Source organism: Lelliottia sp. GFLA7, from assembly GCF_056490165.1.
This window is the reverse complement of the sequence record NZ_JBWLAQ010000001.1, coordinates 978,612-1,000,203: the sequence shown is the minus strand read 5'-3', so window position 1 is coordinate 1,000,203 and position 21,592 is coordinate 978,612. Positions and strand designations below refer to the sequence as shown.

21 protein-coding genes are annotated in these 21,592 nt (G+C 55.9%); 8 read left to right on the top strand and 13 right to left on the bottom strand.

Features of this window, described 5'->3' with window-relative positions:
• Positions 1 to 121: 121 nt before the first annotated feature.
• The 3 genes from ybaK to copA all read right to left on the bottom strand — a co-directional run bounded on the left by ybaK (position 122) and on the right by copA (position 4,144).
• Entirely contained in the window at positions 122 to 601 is a 480-nt protein-coding gene (ybaK, locus tag AC07RN_RS04835; RefSeq protein ID WP_012016364.1) for a Cys-tRNA(Pro)/Cys-tRNA(Cys) deacylase YbaK, read from the bottom strand.
• Between the two features lie 199 nt (positions 602 to 800).
• Positions 801 to 1,595, bottom strand: a complete 795-nt coding sequence (locus tag AC07RN_RS04830) for a TraB/GumN family protein (protein WP_478335714.1) — start codon at positions 1,593 to 1,595, stop codon at positions 801 to 803.
• A 50-nt stretch (positions 1,596 to 1,645) separates the two neighbouring features.
• Positions 1,646 to 4,144, bottom strand: a complete 2,499-nt coding sequence (gene copA / locus AC07RN_RS04825; RefSeq protein WP_478335713.1) for a copper-exporting P-type ATPase CopA — start codon at positions 4,142 to 4,144, stop codon at positions 1,646 to 1,648.
• A gap of 107 nt (positions 4,145 to 4,251) precedes the next feature.
• Here copA and cueR point away from each other — a divergent pair, with 107 nt between their 5' ends.
• A complete protein-coding gene (gene cueR / locus AC07RN_RS04820; RefSeq protein WP_478335712.1) occupies positions 4,252 to 4,662 on the top strand; it encodes a Cu(I)-responsive transcriptional regulator in 411 nt (136 codons plus the stop codon).
• Here the strand turns inward: cueR and AC07RN_RS04815 are convergent.
• The 5 genes from AC07RN_RS04815 to tesA all read right to left on the bottom strand — a co-directional run bounded on the left by AC07RN_RS04815 (position 4,659) and on the right by tesA (position 8,628).
• Positions 4,659 to 5,111, bottom strand: a complete 453-nt coding sequence (locus AC07RN_RS04815; RefSeq protein WP_012016368.1) for an NfeD family protein — start codon at positions 5,109 to 5,111, stop codon at positions 4,659 to 4,661. The two genes, cueR and AC07RN_RS04815, sit on opposite strands and share 4 nt — an antisense overlap.
• Positions 5,108 to 6,022, bottom strand: a complete 915-nt coding sequence (locus AC07RN_RS04810) for an SPFH domain-containing protein (RefSeq protein WP_012016369.1) — start codon at positions 6,020 to 6,022, stop codon at positions 5,108 to 5,110. Before AC07RN_RS04810 ends, AC07RN_RS04815 begins: the two co-directional genes overlap by 4 nt.
• A gap of 270 nt (positions 6,023 to 6,292) precedes the next feature.
• Complete coding sequence (locus AC07RN_RS04805) at positions 6,293 to 7,147, bottom strand: co-chaperone YbbN (RefSeq protein ID WP_407435606.1); 855 nt, start codon at positions 7,145 to 7,147, stop codon at positions 6,293 to 6,295.
• Between the two features lie 58 nt (positions 7,148 to 7,205).
• Complete coding sequence (locus tag AC07RN_RS04800) at positions 7,206 to 8,015, bottom strand: SDR family oxidoreductase (RefSeq protein WP_478335711.1); 810 nt, start codon at positions 8,013 to 8,015, stop codon at positions 7,206 to 7,208.
• Positions 8,005 to 8,628 (bottom strand): multifunctional acyl-CoA thioesterase I/protease I/lysophospholipase L1, encoded by a 624-nt coding sequence (tesA, locus tag AC07RN_RS04795; RefSeq protein WP_041689607.1) that lies wholly within the window; start codon positions 8,626 to 8,628, stop codon positions 8,005 to 8,007. Before tesA ends, AC07RN_RS04800 begins: the two co-directional genes overlap by 11 nt.
• On the opposite strand from tesA, the gene ybbA reads away from it, so the two are divergent.
• The 6 genes from ybbA to AC07RN_RS04765 all read left to right on the top strand — a co-directional run bounded on the left by ybbA (position 8,599) and on the right by AC07RN_RS04765 (position 15,807).
• Positions 8,599 to 9,285 (top strand): putative ABC transporter ATP-binding protein YbbA, encoded by a 687-nt coding sequence (ybbA, locus tag AC07RN_RS04790; protein WP_478335710.1) that lies wholly within the window; start codon positions 8,599 to 8,601, stop codon positions 9,283 to 9,285. The two genes, tesA and ybbA, sit on opposite strands and share 30 nt — an antisense overlap.
• The gene (gene ybbP, locus AC07RN_RS04785; protein ID WP_478335709.1) at positions 9,282 to 11,696 is read left to right on the top strand and encodes a putative ABC transporter permease subunit YbbP; all 2,415 of its coding nucleotides are present in this window, start codon (positions 9,282 to 9,284) and stop codon (positions 11,694 to 11,696) included. The genes ybbA and ybbP overlap by 4 nt, the downstream gene beginning before the upstream one ends.
• Positions 11,697 to 11,878: 182 nt before the next feature.
• Positions 11,879 to 13,024 (top strand): porin, encoded by a 1,146-nt coding sequence (locus AC07RN_RS04780; RefSeq protein ID WP_478335708.1) that lies wholly within the window; start codon positions 11,879 to 11,881, stop codon positions 13,022 to 13,024.
• Positions 13,025 to 13,246: 222 nt separating this feature from the next.
• The gene (locus tag AC07RN_RS04775; RefSeq protein ID WP_478335707.1) at positions 13,247 to 14,080 is read left to right on the top strand and encodes a MetQ/NlpA family ABC transporter substrate-binding protein; all 834 of its coding nucleotides are present in this window, start codon (positions 13,247 to 13,249) and stop codon (positions 14,078 to 14,080) included.
• Positions 14,081 to 14,138: 58 nt separating this feature from the next.
• Entirely contained in the window at positions 14,139 to 15,155 is a 1,017-nt protein-coding gene (sfbB, locus tag AC07RN_RS04770) for a virulence-associated ABC transporter ATP-binding protein SfbB (RefSeq protein ID WP_478335706.1), read from the top strand.
• The gene (locus tag AC07RN_RS04765; RefSeq protein WP_012016378.1) at positions 15,148 to 15,807 is read left to right on the top strand and encodes a methionine ABC transporter permease; all 660 of its coding nucleotides are present in this window, start codon (positions 15,148 to 15,150) and stop codon (positions 15,805 to 15,807) included. Before sfbB ends, AC07RN_RS04765 begins: the two co-directional genes overlap by 8 nt.
• A 4-nt stretch (positions 15,808 to 15,811) precedes the next feature.
• Here the strand turns inward: AC07RN_RS04765 and mnmH are convergent, their stop codons facing one another.
• The 5 genes from mnmH to ppiB all read right to left on the bottom strand — a co-directional run bounded on the left by mnmH (position 15,812) and on the right by ppiB (position 19,967).
• On the bottom strand, positions 15,812 to 16,882 hold the full coding sequence (mnmH, locus tag AC07RN_RS04760; protein WP_478335705.1) for a tRNA 2-selenouridine(34) synthase MnmH: 1,071 nt from the start codon (positions 16,880 to 16,882) through the stop codon (positions 15,812 to 15,814).
• 174 nt (positions 16,883 to 17,056) lie between these two features.
• Complete coding sequence (gene purK, locus AC07RN_RS04755) at positions 17,057 to 18,124, bottom strand: 5-(carboxyamino)imidazole ribonucleotide synthase (RefSeq protein WP_478335704.1); 1,068 nt, start codon at positions 18,122 to 18,124, stop codon at positions 17,057 to 17,059.
• Positions 18,121 to 18,630, bottom strand: a complete 510-nt coding sequence (gene purE / locus AC07RN_RS04750) for a 5-(carboxyamino)imidazole ribonucleotide mutase (protein ID WP_012016381.1) — start codon at positions 18,628 to 18,630, stop codon at positions 18,121 to 18,123. Before purE ends, purK begins: the two co-directional genes overlap by 4 nt.
• Before the next feature lie 116 nt (positions 18,631 to 18,746).
• Positions 18,747 to 19,469, bottom strand: a complete 723-nt coding sequence (gene lpxH / locus AC07RN_RS04745) for a UDP-2,3-diacylglucosamine diphosphatase (RefSeq protein ID WP_478335703.1) — start codon at positions 19,467 to 19,469, stop codon at positions 18,747 to 18,749.
• A 3-nt stretch (positions 19,470 to 19,472) separates the two neighbouring features.
• Positions 19,473 to 19,967, bottom strand: coding sequence for a peptidylprolyl isomerase B (ppiB, locus tag AC07RN_RS04740; RefSeq protein ID WP_059177961.1), 495 nt, complete (start codon positions 19,965 to 19,967; stop codon positions 19,473 to 19,475).
• A 173-nt stretch (positions 19,968 to 20,140) separates the two neighbouring features.
• On the opposite strand from ppiB, the gene cysS reads away from it, so the two are divergent.
• A complete protein-coding gene (cysS, locus tag AC07RN_RS04735; protein WP_478335702.1) occupies positions 20,141 to 21,526 on the top strand; it encodes a cysteine--tRNA ligase in 1,386 nt (461 codons plus the stop codon).
• The last annotated feature ends 66 nt before the right edge of the window (positions 21,527 to 21,592 follow it).

The window sequence follows — 21,592 nt, the reverse complement described above, 5'->3', positions numbered from 1 at the left end:
GCCATTTTGAACGCGGGCAGTGCTCGGAATCCTCACGTACTCTCTGTACGCTCCGGTTCCTGCGCGCTGTCCGCGTCCAAACTGACTTCACCAATAACGCCCTTTTTTTTGTACAGAAGGATCAATCCCGCCGCGCAATATCCGCAAATTGGGCATCAAGAATTTTCGCTAAATCACCTGCAGCAAGCTCAATATCCAGCCCACGCTTTCCGCCTGAAATAAAGATCGTTTCAAACGTCTGAGAAGGGGCATCAATCAGCGTCGGTAGGCGTTTTTTCTGACCAAGCGGGCTGATGCCGCCGACCAGATATCCCGTGGTGCGCTGTGCCACCATCGGATCCGCCATATCGACCTTTTTCGCGCCCAGCGCTTTGGCGACTTTTTTCAAATCCAGCTGGCCTGCGACGGGCGTGACCGCCACCGCAAGATGTTTCATATCGCCATTCACGGCAACCAGCAGCGTTTTATACACCTGGTCGGCATTCAGCCCCAGCTTGCGCACCACTTCATCACCAAAGTTGGTTTCGGCGGGGTCGTGATCGTAGGTATGAATCTTGAAAGGAATGTTGTTTTTTTCGAGTAATTTAACGGCGGGAGTCATAGTGATCCTTCTGACGACAGACAATTTTCGCGTTCAGCATACGCCTGACGGCTGTCTAAAAAATAGCACCATCTTGCGCAATAGTATTGGCGGAGATGATGACTTTGAGCGACAATCGGCTCAACCGAGGGTCTCCTTCGGCATAATAATAACGATGAAATTCCTCTTTGACGGGCCAATAGAAATATTGGCCATTTTTTTATTTTAACAGCGACGGCAAATTCCCTTCCCCGTATAAATGCAGCGCGCCGACGGCGACCACATAGTGCCCGGCGGGCAACGCCTGCAAGGTTTTTTGCCAGGCCTGATTACGTTCATGCATCAACACATCGTACAGCGATTCGCTAAACGTCGAGGGCAGCTCCATCTTGCTGTCGGCGGGCGGCGCGTCCAGCCACCAGCTAATCATCATCTGTAACAGCCGCGCGTTGGTGTGCCAGTGCGTTAACGTATCATCCAGCAGCGACAACCCGTCGCCCGGGAGCTGACGCAGCAGCGCAATCTGACTTTCAGCGCCTTCCAGCTCGATGACCCTGAGATTTCTGGCTCGCGCGGCGTTGAGAAGCTGATAGTCGATACCGTATTCGCCGCGCAATCCCAGCCGTTGAGCCTGCGTAGCCTGCAATACCATGGCGAGTTGCCACAGCGGCTGGGTTTCAAGCATCGACAGGGAAAGCCCCAGCTCGTCGGCAACGCGTTCAAGCTCGGCCAGCTGCGCCTCGTTGAGTCGCTCGTTGAGGGGGGGCGGAATATCAAGGTTTGCAAAGGGGAATTCGTTGCCGGAAATATCCGCCTCAACGATCAGCGCATCGGCGGTACTGAGTTTTTCAACCAGCGCAGGCGGCAGCGGTGACATGTCACGCGTGCCCATATGAATGCTGCCGACCAGATGCAAATGCTGTCCGCCAGGGAGCATCATATCCAGCCCCGGCCAGGGATAACGGCGGGGAAACCGAGCGCGGAATGTGGTTTTTATACGATTAAACAGGCTCATACGCGCTCCATGAATGCAAAGGTTCATGCTAGCGCGTAGGAGGTTAAGGTTCAATCCTTCGGCGTAAAGCGTAGTAGCCGGTTGGCGTTACTCACCACGGTGATGGACGAGAGCGCCATGGCGGCCCCCGCGACAACCGGGTTCAACAAGGTTCCGGTTAGCGGCCATAAAATGCCGGCAGCAATCGGAATGCCGAACGCGTTATAGATAAACGCACCGAGCAAGTTTTGCTTCATATTGCGCAGCGTGGTTTTTGAAATCGCCAGCGCGTCAGCCACGCCCATCAGGCTGTGACGCATCAGCGTAATCGCCGCCGTTTCAATCGCCACGTCGCTACCGCCGCCCATCGCAATCCCGACATCAGCCTGCGCCAGAGCCGGTGCATCGTTGATGCCATCGCCGATCATCGCCACCTGATGGCCCTGACTTTGCAGCGTTTTGATGGCGTCAGCTTTCCCGTCCGGCATCACGCCTGCAATCACTTCATCAATGCCTGCCTCTTTGGCAATGGCGTTGGCCGTCGTGGGGTTATCGCCGGTCAGCATCACCAGACGATAACCCGCGCGATGCAGACGCGAAAGTGCGGCCACGCTGTCCTGACGCAACGGATCGCGGATCGCAAACAGTGCAACCGCCTGGCCGTCAACCGCCAGCAGAACCGGCGTCGCACCCTGTGAAGCCTGAGCGTTCAGCTCATCGTCCAGCGCAGCGGTATCAATGCCGCTTTCGCGCAACAGCGCCTGATTGCCGAGCAGCACAGCATGATTTTCCACATCGCCACTCACGCCCAAACCGCGCAGCGTGCGGAAATTATCCACCTGCGGCAGCGTCCCGTTACCGGCTTTCTCGATAATCGCCCTTGCCAGCGGATGGCTGGAACCTTGTTCAAGCGCCGCCGCCAGACGCAGCGCGTCGGTAACCGCCAGGTTAATCGTCCGCACCGCCACAACCTGCGGCCGGCCTTCCGTTAACGTACCGGTTTTATCAAACACCAATGTATCGAGCGTGCTTGCGCGCTGGAGCGCATCGGCATCACGAACCAGCACGCCAAACTCGGCGGCACGGCCGACGCCGGAAATAATCGACATTGGCGTTGCCAGGCCGAGCGCGCAAGGGCAGGCGATGATCAGCACCGTTGTGGCGATCACCAACGTGTACACAATCTGCGGGGCGGGGCCAAAAAAGTACCAGATAGCAGCGCTAAACAGCGCGATACCGACTACGACCGGCACAAAAATGGCGGAGATTTTATCGGCCAGCTGTCCAATTTCCGGTTTGCTGCTCTGCGCCTGACGTACCATGCGAATGATGCGCGACAGGGTCGTGTGGCTGCCTACCGCGCTGGCGCGGAACAGCACGCTGCCGTCCTGTACCACGGTTCCGGCATGTACCGCGTCACCCGCGCTTTTTTGCTGCGGGATCGGTTCGCCGGTGAGCATGGCTTCATCTAGCCAGGCTTCACCTTGCGTTATTTCACCGTCTACCGGGACGCGATCGCCAGTGGTGAGGCGCAGCGTCATTCCCGGCTGCACGTCGGCAAGCGGCAGCGTTTTTTCACCGTCTTCCGTCACGACACGTGCGGACGGCGGCGTTAAGTCGAGTAATCGTTCCAGCGCTTTTGATGAGCGCTGACGCGCGCGGGCTTCAAGCATATGGCCGAGATTGATCAGGCCGATAATCATCGCGCTCGCTTCGTAATAGAGATGACGCGCTTCCATCGGGAACCACTGCGGCCAAACGTTCACGCTCATGGAGTAGAGCCATGCCGCGCCGGTTCCCAGCGCCACCAGCGTATCCATGGTGGCGGTGCGATTCTTCAGGCTTTTCCAGGCGCTGGTATAAAAATGTCCGCCGGCAAAAACCATAACGCCGAGCGTCACCACACCAATCACCAGCCACAGCGTGCGGTTCTCATCGGTGACCATCATGTTGTCGCCGAGCATGCCCCACACCATCACCGGAATACCGACCAGCAGTGCGACTATCGCCTGCCAGCGAAAACGCTTCATGGTGGCGAGGGCGGTTTCCTGCTGGCGTTCACGGCGCTCGGCTTCATCTTCGATCGCCTCGGCACCGTAACCCGCTTTTTCAACCGCCTGGACTAATTCTGTAGCGGACGCGCTGCCCATAATCAGCGCAGTGCGTTCCGCGAGGTTTACCCGTGCCTGCGACACACCCGGTACGGCCTGCAAGGCTTTTTGTACGCGGGAGACGCAGCTGGCGCAGCTCATGCCGTTGATCAACAGCTGTTGGCTGTCATCGATATCGCTGGCTGCCGGAAGCTCAGGGGTGTCCGCTGTCAGTGCTTCCGACGGGATTGATGACTCTGTCAGCGGGTTAGCCTTTGGGTGGCTGAGCTCCGCCCCGTATCCGGCCTGTTTGATCGTATCGATCAGCGCATCGGCGCTCGCGCTGCCGGTGACTTCTGCGTGCTCAACGGTCACTTCAGCATGGTCAACGTCCGGGCGCTGCTCCAGGCTCTCTTTAACGCGTTTGACGCAGTGACCGCAGGTGAGGCCATCCAGCGTCAGGTTGATTGTGTGAGACATAACAAAACTCCTGTATAGTTATCCGGTCAACGATTGACCAAAATAATGCTTTGACTGAGTGTTATAAAGGTTAAACCTTCCAGCAAGGTTAAGGTCAAGGGGGAAATGTGAATATCAGTGATGTGGCGAAAAAAACCGGATTGACCAGCAAAGCGATTCGTTTTTACGAAGAGAAAGGGCTGGTGACGCCGCCATTGCGAAGCGAAAACGGCTATCGCAGCTATACGCAACGGCATCTGGATGAGCTCACGCTACTGCGTCAGGCCCGTCAGGTGGGGTTCAATCTTGAAGAGTGTGGCGAGCTAGTTAATCTGTTCAACGATCCTGAGCGTCATAGCGCGGATGTCAAAAGCAGAACGCTGGAAAAGGTGGCGGAGATCGAACGCCACATTGTTGAGCTGCAGGCGATGCGTGAACAGTTGCTGGCACTGGCGGAATCTTGTCCGGGTGATGACAGCGCCGAGTGCCCGATTATTGATAATCTTTCCGGCTGCTGCCATCGTAAGACGAGCGCTTAACAGGCTTTGACGCGAAGCGTAATCCCTTCGACCGCGATCACTTCTACGCGTGTTCCGGCAACCAGATCGTCATCAGCGACGACCGGCCATGAACTGTCACCGATGCGCACATGTCCGCGACCATTGATCAGCGTATCATCCAGCGTATAGCGTTTACCCATCAGCTGTTGTCCGCGCTGATTGAGCGCGGCGTTGGCGGGTTTTTGGTTGCGCACCTGGCGATTTAGCCATCGCCACCACAGCCACGCTGCGACCAGCGTCAGCACGGCAAAGAGTGCGCCCTGCCACTCCCAACCGAACGGCAACAGCCAGACGAGCAGGCCGGTAATGACTGCCGCCACGCCGCTCCACAGTAGATAGCCATTACCGCCGAGCATTTCCGCTGCCAGCAATAAGCCACCCAGGCTGAGCCAGAAAACGTGTGGGTGTGCCACCATCATCTCAATCATTTTTTGCGCTCATTTCCGCTGTCTTTAACCAGTTCCGCGATACCGGCGATTGAGCCCATCAGGCTGCTGGCATCAAGCGGCATCATCACGACTTTGCTGTTATTGGCTGAGCCAATCTGCTGCAGCGCATCGGTGTATTTCTGCGCGATAAAGTAATTCACCGCCTGAATGTCCCCTGCCGCGATAGCCTCTGAGACCATTTGCGTGGCGCGGGCCTCAGCCTCGGCAGAACGTTCGCGCGCTTCCGCCTGCAAGAACGCGGACTGACGCTCACCTTCCGCCTTTAAGATCTGCGACTGTTTTTCCCCTTCGGCTTTGAGTATTTCGGCCTGACGGATACCTTCGGCCTCAAGAATGTAAGCTCGTTTGGTACGTTCAGCTTTCATCTGCGCGTTCATCGAGGAAATCAGTTCTGCAGGTGGGCGTACGTCGCGGATCTCAATACGCGTCACCTTAATGCCCCATGGATTGGTCGCTTCATCGACGATATGCAGCAGGCGTGTATTGATGCTGTCGCGCTGTGAGAGCATTTCGTCCAGCTCCATGGAGCCGAGCACGGTACGAATGTTGGTCATCGTCAGGTTCATGATTGCCGACTCAAGATTGCTGACTTCATAAGCGGCTTTCGGGGCGTCGATCACCTGAATAAAACAGACGGCATCAATCGTGACGTTGGCGTTGTCTTTCGAAATGATCTCCTGCGAGGGGATATCAAGCACCTGCTCCATCATGTTGATCTTACGCCCGATACGATCCATAAACGGGACCACGAGACTTAAGCCCGGCTGAAGGGTATTGGTGTAGCGTCCAAAGCGTTCAACCGTCCACTGATAACCCTGCGGCACGATCTTTACGCCCGCGCCAACGATCACCAGCGCGACGAAGATAAGGATAGGGATAACGATCAACATATAAAAACCTCCTGTTTTGCATTCCGTGTCACAACAAAAATTGTTCGTTTGTTGAACGACAGTATATCGGCTATTGCAGGGGAATTCGCCCCTAATCCATTAACGTGGCTACAATATTTGGTCGCGGCAGAATCAACAAAGGGAAAGGGCGGCAGGGGCATATTGTGAGAGAAGCAAGGGGGCGTTGTATCAGGCAGTAACGTTGAGTAAAAAGTCTCAGTGCGCAGCGGGGAGTTTCCCCTCTCCCGGTAGAGAAGAGGGGACTTTACGTTAGTACAGCAGTGCGTACAGCTGACGACGATATTTAGACGCCAACGCATCGCCGGTGCCCAACGCCGCCAGAATTTCCTGGAACATTTTACGCGCCTGACCATCGGCGGCAGCCAGATCGGTCTTCAGATGGCTGAACAACAGTTCCAGCGCTTCTTCGTTACGACCCACCTGATGCAGCTGCAACGCCAGCTGACTTGCCAGCGCGGCGTCATCTGGGTTGTTCGCCACTTGCTGCTGCAACTGCTGGATCTCTGGCGTGTCGGCGGCCTGTTTCAACAGGTCGATCTTCGCGAGCAAACCCTGATAGCGCGTGTCCTGATCCTGCAAAGGAATGGTTTTTAACACCGCTTCGGCGTCTTCAGAACGGTTCAGCTCGATCTGCGTTTGTGCCAGCAGCAGGCCAATCTGGCTATCCTGATTCGACAGCTGCCACGCGTCTTTCAGTAACGGCAGCGCTTCATCGTGTTTCCCTTCCTGAATCAGTTCCAGCGCCTGCTGCGCTTTCAGCTCTTCTTCACGCGGCAACACTTTATCCAGCAGGGCGCGAACCGCTTCTTCCGGCTGCGGACCCTGGAATCCATCCACCGGTTGACCGTTCTGGAACAGATAGACGGTAGGAATAGCGCGCAGACCAAACTGCGAGGCCACTCTTTGCTCGGCGTCACAGTCCAGTTTTGCCAGAACGAACTGACCATTGTACTGGGCTGCAAGGCTTTCCAGCACGGGCGTCAGCTCCAGACAGTGCTGGCTGCGTTCAGACCAGAAATAGAACAGCACCGGTTTTGTCATCGACAATTCCAGGGTCTGCTGCAGGTTAGCTTCGGTAATGTTGACGATATTCTGTACGGACATACGGCATTCTCTTTTATCGGTTTGATAAATACATGGGGGTGAGGAGCGAGGCTTCAACTCAACCGCGTAAAATTTTATCCATCATGCGGCCTGGCAGCAGGCGTTTTAGCCAGCCGACGGCATGAGTGACCAGCGTCACCGGATAGCGTAATTTGGGACGATCGCTTTCAAAAGCATGGCGCACTTTGGCCACAACGGCCTCTGGACCAAGGGTAAAACGTGCGGCAATCCCGGGGTTTTCAACCGGCTTATCAGACTGCGTCTGGTTGACGTTTTCGGTGAAGCGCGTACGAATGGGACCCGGCTCAATCAGACTGACTTTGATGCCGCTATGACGCAGCTCCATACGCAGTGCGTCGGACCAGGCTTCCAGCGCATATTTACTGGCGGCGTAAGCCCCGCGACCTGGCGTAGAAATGAGCCCCATCACGGAAGAGGTCATCACGATACGGCCTTCACCGTGCGGGAGCATAGCCGGTAACAGCGCCATCGTGAGCTGGTGGATACCAAAGAAATTGGCTGAAAACTGCTGTTCTAACTGCTCGCGCGAGATAGTTTGCAGCGGGCCGTAAACGCCGTAGCCTGCATTATTAAACAGGCCATATAAACGATTTCCGGTCAGAGCAATCACGTCGGCGGCGGCCTGTTCAATACTCTCTGAGGAGTCCAGATCCAGTAAAACGGCCTTAAAGCCTTTGTTGTTCATCCGTTCGACGTCTTCGGGTTTTCGGCAAGCGGCCAACACCCAAAATCCCTGGCGTTTGAGTTCAAGGGCGCTTTCGAGGCCAATTCCGCTGGAACATCCTGTTATTAAGACCGATTTTTGCATAACTTTACCTGTCAGGATCTCCGCTGAATTAAGAGTCATGTTTAACTAGTGGGGCCAGCCGTGTTGCCATCCAGTCGGCGATAAACGGCTGGGCGTCGCGATTGGGGTGTATACCGTCATCCTGCATCCATTGCGGCTTCAGATAGACCTCTTCCATGAAAAATGGCAGCAGCGGAATATCGAATTCTTTGGCAAGCTTGGGATAGATGGCGCTAAAGGACTCATTATAACGGCGACCGTAGTTAGCGGGCAGACGAATTTGCATTAATAGCGGTTGCGCATTGGCGGCCTGAATATCCTGAATAATTTTGCGCAGCGTTTGTTCAGTTTGCTGCGGTTGGAATCCGCGTAAACCATCGTTACCGCCCAGTTCCACTAACACCCAGCGTGGTTGATGTTGTTTGAGCAGGGCAGGTAGACGCGCAAGCCCCTGCTGCGAAGTATCGCCGCTGATGCTGGCATTCAGCACTGGCGTTTTAGTTTGCCATTTATCGTTGAGCAGCGCGGGCCATGCGGCTGTGGCCGCCATTCGATAGCCCGCGCTCAGGCTGTCACCCAGCACCAGTAACGTGTCCGCCGCCGCGGCGCGAAACGTCATCAGAATCAGAAACAGGAAGGGCAAATGCCAGCGGAAAACATTGTTGCAGTTCATCATCTTAAGAAGTCCGTCGGTCAGGGTGAGCACGAGCTGTCCATCCTCACCGGAGTTGAACTCGTTGTCAAACGCGCGCAGACCATCGCGTTGATTGGTGAATCCGGTTCCGGTAAATCCACGCTGCTGGCAATCCTGGCCGGTCTGGATGACGGCAGCAGCGGCGAGGTCAATCTTGTCGGACAGCCGTTGCACAAACTGGACGAAGAGGCGCGTGCCGCGCTGCGGGCCAGGCATATCGGTTTTGTCTTTCAGTCGTTCATGTTGATCCCCACACTTAACGCGCTGGAAAACGTGGAACTGCCCGGCCTGCTACGGGGGGAAAATTCCCGCCAGAGCCGTGCCAGCGCCAAAGCGTTGCTGGAACAGCTCGGGCTGGGTAAGCGCCTTGATCATCTTCCGGCGCAGCTTTCCGGCGGCGAGCAGCAGCGCGTCGCCCTGGCGCGCGCCTTTAATGGTCGCCCGGATGTGTTGTTCGCCGATGAACCCACGGGCAATCTGGACAGGCAGACCGGGGACAAAATTGCCGATCTGCTGTTCTCGCTCAACCGTGAACACGGCACCACGCTGATTCTGGTCACGCACGATCCACAACTGGCGGCACGCTGCGATCGGCGTCTGCGTCTGGTGAACGGGCAATTGCAGGAGGAAGCATGATTGCACGCTGGTTCTGGCGAGAATGGCGTTCGCCTTCGCTGCTGATTGTCTGGCTGGCGCTGAGTCTGGCGGTGGCCTGCGTGCTGGCGCTCGGCAGCGTGAGCGATCGCATGGAGAAAGGGCTGAGTCAGCAAAGCCGCGAGTTTATGGCTGGCGACAGAACGCTGAGCAGCTCGCGCGACGTACCGCAGGCCTGGATTGATGAAGCGCGCACGCTTGGACTGAAAGTGGGCAAACAGCTGACTTTCCAGACCATGACGTTTGCTGCCGATACCCCGCAGCTAGCCAGCGTTAAAGCCGTCGACGATGTCTATCCGATGTACGGTGATTTGCAGACCAATCCGCCGGGCCTGAAGCCAAGCGCTGGTTCCGTGCTGCTTGCCCCGCGTCTGATGGCGCTGCTGAATCTGAAAACCGGCGACAATATTGATGTGGGTGACGCCACCCTGAAAATCTCAGGAGAAGTGGTTCAGGAACCGGACTCCGGATTTAACCCATTCCAGATGGCGCCGCGCCTGCTGATGAACACGGCGGACGTGGAAAAAACCGGTGCGGTTCAGCCGGGCAGTCGCGTCACGTGGCGCTACAAGTTTGGCGGCACGCCTGCTCAGCTTGAGTCCTACGAAAAGTGGCTTTTGCCGCAGTTAAAACCGGAGCATCGCTGGATCGGTCTTGAGCAGGACGACGGTGCACTGGGCAAATCCCTTGAACGTTCGCAGCAATTTTTACTGCTTTCAGCGCTGCTGACCATGCTGCTGGCGGTGGCCGCCGTTGCGGTGGCGATGGGGCATTATTGCCGCAGCCGCTACGATCTGGTGGCGATCCTCAAAACGCTGGGGGCGGGCAGAGCGCAACTGCGCAAGCTGATCGTCGGCCAATGGCTAATGGTGCTGGCGCTCTCCGCCGCCACGGGGGGGATAATCGGCCTGCTGTTTGAAAACCTGCTGATGCTGCTGCTCAAACCGGTCCTGCCCGCGGAGCTCCCGCCTGCCAGCCTGTGGCCGTGGCTGTGGTCTATCGGCGCGATGGTGGTGATTTCGTTGCTGGTGGGCTTACGCCCGTATCGGCTGTTGCTCGCCACCCAGCCGCTGCGCGTGTTGCGTCGCGATGCGGTCGCCAGCGTCTGGCCGATGAAGTTCTACCTGCCGATTGTTGTCGCCATTGTGGTGCTTTTACTCGCCTGGCTGATGGGCGGCAGTATGCTGCTGTGGGCCGTGCTGGCGGGTGCGGTGGTACTGGCGCTGCTGTGCGGCGTGCTGGGCTGGATGTTGCTCAACGTCCTGAAAGGACTGACGGTCAAATCGCTGCCGGTACGTCTGGCAATAAACCGACTGCTGCGCCAGCCGTGGTCCACGCTCAGCCAGCTGTCGGCGTTCTCGCTGTCGTTTATGCTGCTGGCGATGCTGCTGGTGCTGCGCGGCGATCTGCTTGACCGCTGGCAGCAACAGCTTCCGCCGGAAAGCCCGAACTACTTCCTGATCAACATCGCGCCGGAACAGGTCACGCCGTTGAAAGGGTTCTTGTCTGAGCACCAGATTGTGCCGGAATCGTTCTATCCGATCGTTCGCGCGCGTCTGACGCAAATCAACGGGCAGGCGACGGAAGGCAGTGAGGATGAGTCACTCAACCGCGAGCTGAACCTGACATGGCAGGACAAACGCCCGGATCACAACCCGATCACCGCCGGAAGCTGGCCGCCGAAAGCGGGTGAAGTGTCGATGGAAGAGGGGCTGGCAGGGCGTCTGAAAGTGGGGCTTGGCGATACGGTCACGTTCACCGGCGACACGCAGGACTTTAGCGCCAAAGTGACCAGCCTGCGCAAAGTGGACTGGGAAAGTCTGCGCCCGAACTTCTTCTTTATCTTCCCATCCGGCGCGCTGGAAGGACAGCCGCAAAGCTGGCTCACCAGCTTCCGCTGGGAAAACGGTAACGGCATGCTGACGCAGCTTAACCGCGAGTTCCCGACGGTCAGCCTGCTGGATATCGGCGCGATCCTGAAACAGGTCGGGCAGGTGCTGGAGCAGGTCAGCCGTGCGCTGGAAGTGATGGTGGTGTTGGTGACGGCCTGCGGCGTGTTGCTGTTGCTGGCGCAGGTGCAGGTGGGAATGCGTCAGCGCCATCAGGAGCTGGTGGTTTATCGCACGCTGGGGGCAGGCAAAAAACTGCTGCGTACAACGCTGTGGTGCGAGTTTGCCCTGCTGGGATTTGTCTCGGGGCTGGTGGCGGCGATAGGCGCAGAGACCGCGCTGGCGGTGCTGCAAACACGGGTGTTCGATTTCCCGTGGGAGCCTGACTGGCGTCTGTGGCTGATTCTGCCGGTGTGCGGCGCGCTGCTGCTGTCGCTGTGTGGCGGTTGGCTTGGCACACGTCTGCTAAAAGGCAAAGCGCTGTTCCGCCAGTTCGTGAGTTAGTTACCTTTCGTGATGATTACGCACCGGTTTATATACTGGTGCGTAATCATTTAATAGCACAAAACGATAATACCTCACCTTTTAGCAGCACAAATCATTTAAAAACCGTCCCCACGAGTCGTTTAATTCCGGATATTATTCTGCTGCTAAATAATTAGCAGCGTGTCTATCAAGGAATAATAATGACAATAACTAAAACAGCGCTGGCGACAACGATCGGCGCAGCAGTGGCATTGATGTCTTTCGCAGCACAAGCGGAAATCACCGTTCTTAAGCAAGATCCTCAGGCGGGTAATCCGCTGAGCCGCCTCAACTTCACCGTAGGCGGCAGTATTCGTCCACAGTTCCAGAATATGACCGGCGACGACGGTAAAAACAGCTATAAACGTAACGGTTTTGACGGCGGTACGCGTTTCCGCTTTGCGACCGATTATTACCTGTTTGATGACATCAGCTGGGTGAGCTACTACGAGCTGGGCGTGAATATTCCTGCGCAGTTCAACTGGGATCATCACTATGCAGAAGGTGCGCATGATACCTCTCGCCGCATGCTCTACACCGGCCTGAAAAGCGACACCTGGGGTACGCTGACCTTCGGTCAACAGAACAGTGTTTACTATGATGTAGTGGGCGCGAAGACTGATATCTGGGACTACGATATGGTCGGCCAGGCATCCGGTAACGGGATCAACGGCGACTACGACGGCTCTTATCGTTCACGCCAGATGCTGAAATACAAGAAAACCGTCGGCGATGCGGATATTTACGCCTCATACCTGTTTGAAGACAGCGAATACCTGCCGGGCAACGGCCTGCGTTACAAGCGTAAAGGCGGCGGTTCACTGGGTCTGGATTATCATCTGACCACCGATCTGACCTGGGGTGCAGCGTGGAACTACACTCGCGCGGATATGCGTAACCCGGATAATGGCGACAGCAAAACGTACGACCAGAACATCCTGGGTACGGCGCTGAGCTGGACGCCGGACAACTGGACCTTCTCCGTCGGCGGCGGCTGGTATCAGAACTTTATGACCACCAAAAAAGTGTCAGTGAATGATTACTTCGCCGGTGATGCGTGGGGTATTGAGTACTTTGCGGGCTACAAAATCCCGGTGGGTCAGTATGCGCTTAAATCCGTACAGCCTTACTTCATGGGCGATCGCATTGAGTATGTGAATGGTCGCAACTACCAACGCATCGACAACGGCGTGGGTATTAGTTTCCAGCTGGATTACGGTTTCCGTGTTGATTACGAACACGTATTTACCTCCAGCACCGACAATCTGGGCGATATGAACCTGGTGCGTCTGCGCTACGACTTCTAAGTCGTCTGCCCGGGCGGTATTTTGCCGCCCGGCATTCCCATTTTTGACCTCTGCTTATTCACCTTTCGCATAACCCATCTCCTGTACATTCAAAGACATATTCAGCAACATCATGAAATAATTTCAAGGACGCGGCCTGTGATCTGTGTCATGTTAACGGGAACTGCGCCGCATCGTACGGGGCACTCACACAACGCTACACCGCTTTGAAATGGAGATCTCATGGGATTACGTCACACGTTTCGCGCCGCAGTCGGTGCACTTTTGTTGGTCTGCGGTATGCAGGCCGCTCACGCTAACAGCGATCCGCACACTATCGTCTTCGGCGTTGCGCCGGGGCCGTACGGCGATATGGTGAAGCAGGCGATTGCCCCTTCACTGAAAGAGAAAGGCTATAAAGTGGTCGTGCGTGAATTTAGCGATTACGTCCAGCCCAATATGGCGCTGTCCAACGGCAGTATCGATGCCAACCTGTTCCAGCACTCGCTGTATTTCAACAAATTTACTGCCGATAAAGGGCTTAAGCTCACCAAACTGCTGACCGTACCCACGGCCGGAATGGGCTTTTATTCGCGTCAGGTCAAGAGCCTGGATGAACTGAAAAAGGGCGATATCGTCACGCTGTCTAACGACCCCACCAATCTGGCGCGTGGCCTGCGGTTCCTGCAATCGCTGAAGCTGATTACCATCAAAGACAATATCGATCCGACCAAAGCCTCCGAGCGTGATATTGCCAGTAACCCAAAAGGGCTGGTGTTCAAGCCGCTGGAAGCCGCGCAGCTGCCACGCACGCTGGATAGCGTGACCGCTTCGCTGGTCAACGGGAACTTTGCGATTGCTGCCGGGTTAGATCTTTCCAGCGCTCTGGCGCAGGAACACCTCGACGAAAATCTGAAAAACATTATTGCCGTGCGTACGGAAGATGCGGATAAACCCTTCGCCAAAGATATCGTGGCAGTGGTGCAGTCCCCGGCGTATCGCGCCGTTATCGACGATCCGAAAAATGTTTATACCGCTTTCCAGAAACCAGACTGGATGACGGCAGCAAAACCGTAATCGCGTGTTTGAAAAACAGGGCAGCCGAGTCTGCCCTTTTCGCATTTCTGAGGTAGTCATGATTAAGTTAGATAAGGTGTGCGTTGATTTTTCAACGGGACGCGGACCTTCTACCCGCGCGGTATCAGACGTCAGCCTGACCATTGCGGCGGGCGAGATTTTTGGCATTGTCGGCACCAGCGGGGCGGGCAAGAGCACGCTATTACGTACGCTGAACGCGCTACAACGCCCAAGCGCCGGTAGCGTGAACGTTAACGGTGTAGAAATTTCAGCGCTCGACGGCGCAAATCTGCGCAAAGCGCGTCAGCGTATCGGCATGATTTTCCAGCATTTCAACCTGATGCATACCCGCACGGTGGCGCAAAACGTGGCGTTCAGCCTCAAAGCCGCAGGCTGGGAGCGCAGTAAAATTGCGCCGCGCGTCGCGGAAATTCTGGCATTAGTCGGGCTGACCGATAAAGCTAATCGTTATCCGGTACAACTGAGCGGCGGGCAGAAACAGCGCGTAGGTATTGCTCGCGGTATTGCGAATCATCCTGACGTATTGCTCTGCGATGAACCGACCTCTGCGCTGGATCTGGAAACCTCGGCCACCATTCTGGCGCTCCTGAAAAAGATCAACGAGCAGATGGGGATCACGATCGTGCTGATCACCCACGAGATGAACGTGATCAAATCCATTTGCGATCGCGTGGCGGTGATGTCCGGTGGCGAAGTGGTCGAGCTGGGCGAGGTGTTCGATGTGTTTGCGCATCCGCAACACGCGTTTACCCAGCAACTGGTGTCGCACACGCTGAATCTGACGTTACCCGAACGTTTGCGCCAGCATCTTCCGGGACAGCTGCTGAAGATTCTGTTTATTGGCGATTCTGCTGAACAGCCGGTGTTATCGGAGGTGGCAGTGAAGTTTGGCGTCGCGGTGAATATTCTGCACGGCAAGATTGAGTACATCGGTGAACGCGCGTTGGGGATTCTGGTGGTGCAATTGACCGCGCAGGACAACCCGTCCGCCGTGGAGCTGGCTGTGGAACATATCCGTCAACGTACCGCACAGGTGGAGGTGATCCGTGGATGATTTAGTGGCCGATCTGGGCCTGGCGTTTAACGAAACTTTCCAGATGTTGAGCATTTCAACGGTACTGGCGATTATTGGCGGTCTGCCGCTGGGCTTTTTGATTTTTGTCACCGACCGAAATCTGTTCTGGCAAAACCGCGTTGTGTATCTGGTCAGCTCCGTGCTGGTCAATATCATCCGCTCGGTGCCGTTTGTCATTCTGCTGGTGCTGCTGTTGCCGCTCACACAACTGCTGCTGGGCAACACCATTGGTCCGATTGCGGCGTCTGTTCCGCTTTCCGTGGCGGCGATTGCCTTTTATGCCCGTCTGGTGGACGGCGCGCTGCGCGAAGTGGATAAAGGCATTATCGAAGCGGCGGAAGCCTTTGGTGCCAGCCCGATGCGCATCATCTGCACGGTATTATTGCCGGAAGCGAGCGCCGGACTGCTGCGCGGTTTGACCATCACTCTGGTGAGCCTGATCGGCTACTCTGCGATGGCGGGGATTGTCGGCGGCGGCGGAGTAGGGGATCTGGCGATCCGCTACGGCTATTACCGCTACGAAACCCAGGTCATGGTGGTCACGGTGATTGCGCTGATTATTCTGGTGCAGATCGTTCAGGTGCTGGGTGACTGGCTGGCGAAACGTGCCGATAAACGGGATCGGCGCTAGCGCATTAGGCCGCCAGCCAGGCGGCCACGTCGTTAAACGTCCCGCGATAGACAATCTTGTCGGCTTTTTTCTCAAGCTGATAACGGTACATCGGGTCGTAATAGTCATTGAGCAGCGGCGCAAGCCAGGCATAGTGCGCCTCGGTACTGCCTGTCTGCCGCTGCTCGATGAGAGCGCAATCCAGCCATGCGGTTAGCTCGGCAAAACGCTGTAACCCCAGGCGGCGGCGGATGGCGAAAAGACCGTGGTGCAGATACTCGCCGTATTCCTGCCAGCCTGCGTCTTCGCCATAAGCCGACGCAAAGTCCTGCCACATGCGCTCGAAATACTCCTCGCGCAGACGCTCAAGACGCACCTCGAAGGGATCCTCTACCACCGCAATCATTGACTGCGCCATACGTTCACGCAGGCATTCCGGCAAATGGTTAGAGCCGATCATCCGTCCTTCGTCTTCAAACACCCAGCGGGCCGCATCTTTCTTTAGCAGATCAACCGCGAGATGATTTTCAAACGTGGCTTGTGATAGCTGAGGCTGAAGCGTGCGACCGAACGATGAGCCGCGATGATGCGCCAGCCCTTCGAGATCAATCCCGTCGGGATGCTGTTTTACCAGCAATGTTTTTCCACTCCCCGTGCAGCCACCAATCAGCACCATTGGCTTTTGCACCTGCGCGTCGGTCGCCTGAATCGCCGCCTGGCGCAGCGCTTTGTAGCCGCCTGCGATCAACGGATAATCAATCCCGCTCTCTTTCACCCATGCCTGCGCGATGTGCGAGCGTTGTCCGCCGCGCGCGCAGCAAAAATAGCCGTGCGGATTCGCCAGACAGATTTCGCGCCAGGCGTGAATACGCTGTTCGCGGGTTTCACCGTTCACCAGGCGATGGCCGAGCGCGAGCGCGGCTTCTGGTCCCTGACGTTTATAGCAGGTGCCTACGGCAGCGCGTTCGGTGTCGTTCATCAGCGGGAGGTTGAGTGCCGCGGGCATCGCGCCCTGCGCAAATTCGACGGGCGCGCGCACGTCAATTAAAGGGGTATCGTTCGCGAGGATCGCACGATAGTCCATCCCATCGTTCATGATGAATTCCTGAGGAAAGCAAAATAGCAATGGGCGGGGATTGTACGCCGGGGAAAGGGAAGGTCAACTTACCCGTTATTATCCACGTTTCATAGGCGTGGGCAGCGCTCGCTCACCCCGGTCACTGTGACCGGGGATTCACTTCTGAAATGCGAAAGAGTTAGAGCAAGTGAACTAGTTAAGCTTACTCTGCGCCCAGGCAATGCCGCTGGCGTATTCTGGCGGCAACAGGGGAACGATGGCTTCGAGCGTTGCGCTCAGACGATCCGTATCGTCATCGTTGAGGTTCAGGTGACCGACTTTACGCCCTTCACGCACCTCTTTGTCGTACCAGTGCAGATGAACCAGCGGCAGCTTCAGCCAGTCATAGTTCAGCGCAGTACCAATCAGATTGATCATCACCGACGGGCTGTTCACCACCGGCTGCGGCAGTGGCAAGTCGGTAATCGCCCGCAGATGCAATTCGAACTGGCTGATGGACGCGCCGTTTTGCGTCCAGTGCCCGCTGTTGTGCACGCGCGGAGCAAGCTCATTAATCAGCAAACCCGCAGGCGTGATAAAGCATTCCATCGCCATAACGCCCACGTAACCCAGCTCTTGCATGATGGCTGAGAGCATGGCTTCTGCCTGCGCCTGCTGCCCGGCATCGGCGTGCGGGAATACGACGCTGGTGCGCAGAATTCCGTCCTGATGCAGGTTGTGCGTCAGTGGGTAAAAAACTGTGCTGCCGTCATGCGCACGCGCGCCAACCAGCGAGACTTCACCGCTAAAATTGATGCCTTGTTCAACGATACATTCACCGTAGCAATCCGTCGGCAGTTCTGCGGTTTCGTGCTGGCGCAAACGCCACTGGCCGCGTCCGTCGTAGCCGCCCGTGCGACGTTTCACGATAGCCAAGTCGCCCAGCTTATCGTAAACGGCAGGCCATTCGCTTTCACTCGCGAGTAATTGCCACGGCGCGGTGGCGAGATTCAGCCTATCGAACAGCTGTTTTTGTGTCAGACGGTCAGCAATAATGGGGAAGACATCGCGGTTAACAAAGGCGTTGTGACGCGCCAGTTCACGCGTTAATGCCGTTTCGGGCCAGCGCTCAATTTCAGCGGTGATGACGCTTTGCTGAAAGGGCACGGCTTCTGGTTCTGCATCCAACCCAACGGGCCAGACGGCGATACCCAGCGGTTCACCTGCCTGACGCAGCATTCGACCCAACTGACCGTTACCGAGAACGCAAACTTGTTTCATGCTGCACCTCGTGGGTCTGGGTTTTCCAGCACCTCGTCGGTCTGCGATTGACGCCATTCCACCAGGCGCTGATGCAAGGCTTTATCGTGCGTCGCCAGAATTTGTGCCGCCAGCAGAGCTGCATTCGCCGCGCCCGCTTTACCAATCGCCAGCGTACCGACCGGAATGCCGCGTGGCATCTGAACAATGGAGTAAAGGCTGTCGACGCCGCTCAGGGCTGCGCTTTGCACCGGTACGCCGAGAACCGGAACCAGCGTTTTGGCGGCAATCATGCCGGGCAGGTGTGCTGCACCGCCCGCACCGGCAATAATCACCTGATAGCCGTTCTCTTCTGCGCCTTCGGCAAAGCTGAACAGTTTATCGGGGGTGCGGTGCGCGGAGACCACTTCAACGTGGTGCGGAACGTTCAGGATTTCGAAGATTTCGGCGGCAAACTGCATGGTAGCCCAGTCGCTTTTGGACCCCATCACGATGGCGACACGCGCCGGATTATTGCGGGAGGACATGCGTCTTAAAACTCCTGTGGTGCGGAACACACTGCTTTTAGGGCACAGAGAATAGCATGATATACAGGCAAGGAAAACGGTTGCGTCACCGGAATGGCGGCAAAAAGGCGAGTTGATTAAAACGGAAACTGGATGAGTTCTACGCCTTCTGACGTGACTTTTACCATCGAACCTTCGCTGTGCCAGGCACCCAATACAACGCGATGCGCAGGTTCGCCGTTGGCGGTGAGTTGATGCACGTCCGGGCGATGGGTGTGACCATGAATTAACCACTGCACGCGATGTTTTTCCATCGCCTCAACGACCGCTTGCGGGTTGACGTCCATGATCGTCATGGATTTGCTGCTGTTTGCCGCTTTACTGCCCGCACGCATTTTGGCGGCGATACGGTTGCGGATAAACAGAGGCAGGGCCAGAAACAGGGTTTGAATCCAGGGCGTGTGGACTTTAGCGCGAAATGCCAGATAGCCCGTGTCGTCGGTGCAAAGCGTGTCGCCGTGCATAATCAGGACCTTGCGGTCATATAATTCGAGCACGTTTTCGTCGGGCAACAACGTCATGCCGCTTTCGCGAGCGAAGCGTTTGCCGATCAGAAAATCGCGATTGCCGTGAATGAAATAGCAGGGAACGCCGGAGTCGACCAGGGCTTTGATCGCCGCAGCCATGTCATGATGCAGGGGATTCGGGTCGTCGTCGCCAATCCAGGCCTCAAACAAATCGCCCAGAATGTACAGGGCGTCCGCTGAACGCGCTTCACCCTGTAAAAAATGCAGAAAACCGGCGGTGATCGCCGGTTCTTCTGTTTGCAGATGCAGATCCGCAATAAAGAGTGTCGCCACCAATTACTCGCTGACAGTCACGCTTGTAATGATAACGTCTTCTTTTGGAACGTCCTGATGCATACCGCTGCGGCCAGTAGAAACGCCTTTGATCTTCTCAACAACGTCCATACCTTCAACCACTTCTGCGAACACGCAATAACCCCAACCCTGCAGATTCTCGCCGGAGAAGTTCAGGAAGTCGTTGTCTGCTACGTTGATGAAGAACTGCGCAGTTGCAGAGTGCGGAGCCTGAGTACGGGCCATTGCCAGCGTACCGCGGGTATTTTTCAGACCGTTATTCGCTTCGTTTTTGATCGCTTCTTTGGTGTCTTTCTGGATCATGCCAGGCTCGAAACCGCCGCCCTGGATCATAAAGCCGTTAATCACACGGTGGAAAATCGTGTTGTTGTAGAAGCCTTCGCGACAGTAGTCCAGGAAGTTTTTAACTGTTTCAGGCGCTTTATCATCAAAAGTTTTGACGACGATATCGCCATGATTAGTGTGGAAAGTAACCATTTTTTCATCCTGTTCCGTTATAGTGGTGCTTCGACCCATATAAGGGTCACATATAGGGGTTTGTTATAGCATAACCGCAGGATGCGATCACCTTGCATTGCGTGCTGATCCTATCCCGAATTATAGGTATTATACGGTCTTTACGATCCACACACGTTTACATGGAATCTTTGATGTTAAAAATCTTTAATACTCTGACGCGCCAAAAAGAGGAATTCAAACCTATTCATGCCGGGGAAGTCGGCATGTACGTGTGTGGTATTACCGTCTACGATCTCTGTCACATTGGTCATGGCCGTACCTTCGTCTCATTCGACGTGGTTTCTCGCTACCTGCGTTTCTTAGGTTACACCCTGAAGTACGTGCGCAATATCACCGATATTGATGATAAAATCATTAAACGCGCTAATGAAAATGGTGAAAGCTTTGTCGCGCTGGTGGATCGCATGATCGCCGAAATGCATAAAGATTTTGATGCATTAAATATTCTGCGTCCGGACAGCGAACCGCGTGCGACCCACCATATTCATGAAATCATCGAGATCACCGAAAAGCTCATCGAGCGCGGTCATGCCTATGTGGCCAGCAACGGCGACGTGATGTTCTCGGTCCCAACCGATCCAGGTTACGGTCAGCTTTCACGTCAGGATCTTGAGCAACTTCAGGCTGGCGCGCGCGTCGATGTCGTCGACGTTAAACGTAATCCGATGGACTTTGTGCTGTGGAAGATGTCCAAAGAAGGTGAGCCGAGCTGGCCATCGCCATGGGGTGAAGGGCGTCCGGGCTGGCACATCGAGTGCTCAGCGATGAACTGTAAACAGTTGGGTAACCATTTCGACATTCACGGCGGCGGTTCTGACCTGATGTTCCCGCACCATGAGAACGAAATTGCGCAGTCTACCTGTGCACACGGCGGCGAGTACGTTAATTACTGGATGCACTCCGGTATGGTGATGGTCGATCGCGAGAAGATGTCCAAATCACTGGATAACTTCTTCACTGTGCGTGACGTGCTGAAATATTACGATGCCGAAACGGTGCGTTATTTCCTGATGTCTGGCCACTACCGCAGCCAGTTGAACTACAGCGAAGAGAACCTGAAACAGGCTCGCTCTGCGCTGGAGCGCCTGTACATTGCGGTACGTGGCACTGACAAATCCGTCGCACCTGCTGGCGGCGAAGCATTCGAAGCACGTTTCATCGACGTGATGAACGATGATTTCAACACGCCGGAAGCCTACTCAGTGCTATTTGACATGGCGCGTGAGATAAACCGTCTGAAAGTCGAAGACGTGTCGGCGGCGGATGCGTTGGCTTCTCATCTGCGTAAGCTTGCAGCGGTGCTGGGGCTGCTGGAGCAAGATCCAGAAACCTTCCTGCAAAGCGGTGCGCAGAATGATGGTGACGAAGTGGCCGAAATCGAAGCGTTGATCACTGCACGCCTGGAAGCGCGTCAGGCGAAAGACTGGGCGGCAGCAGATGCTGCACGTAATCGTCTGACGGAAATGGGCATTGTTCTGGAAGATGGGCCGCAGGGCACTATCTGGCGTCGTAAATAATTCTGCCATGCCCGGCGGCGCAATGCTTGCCGGGCAACCTCGCTTTTAACATCACTCTGCCTAAAC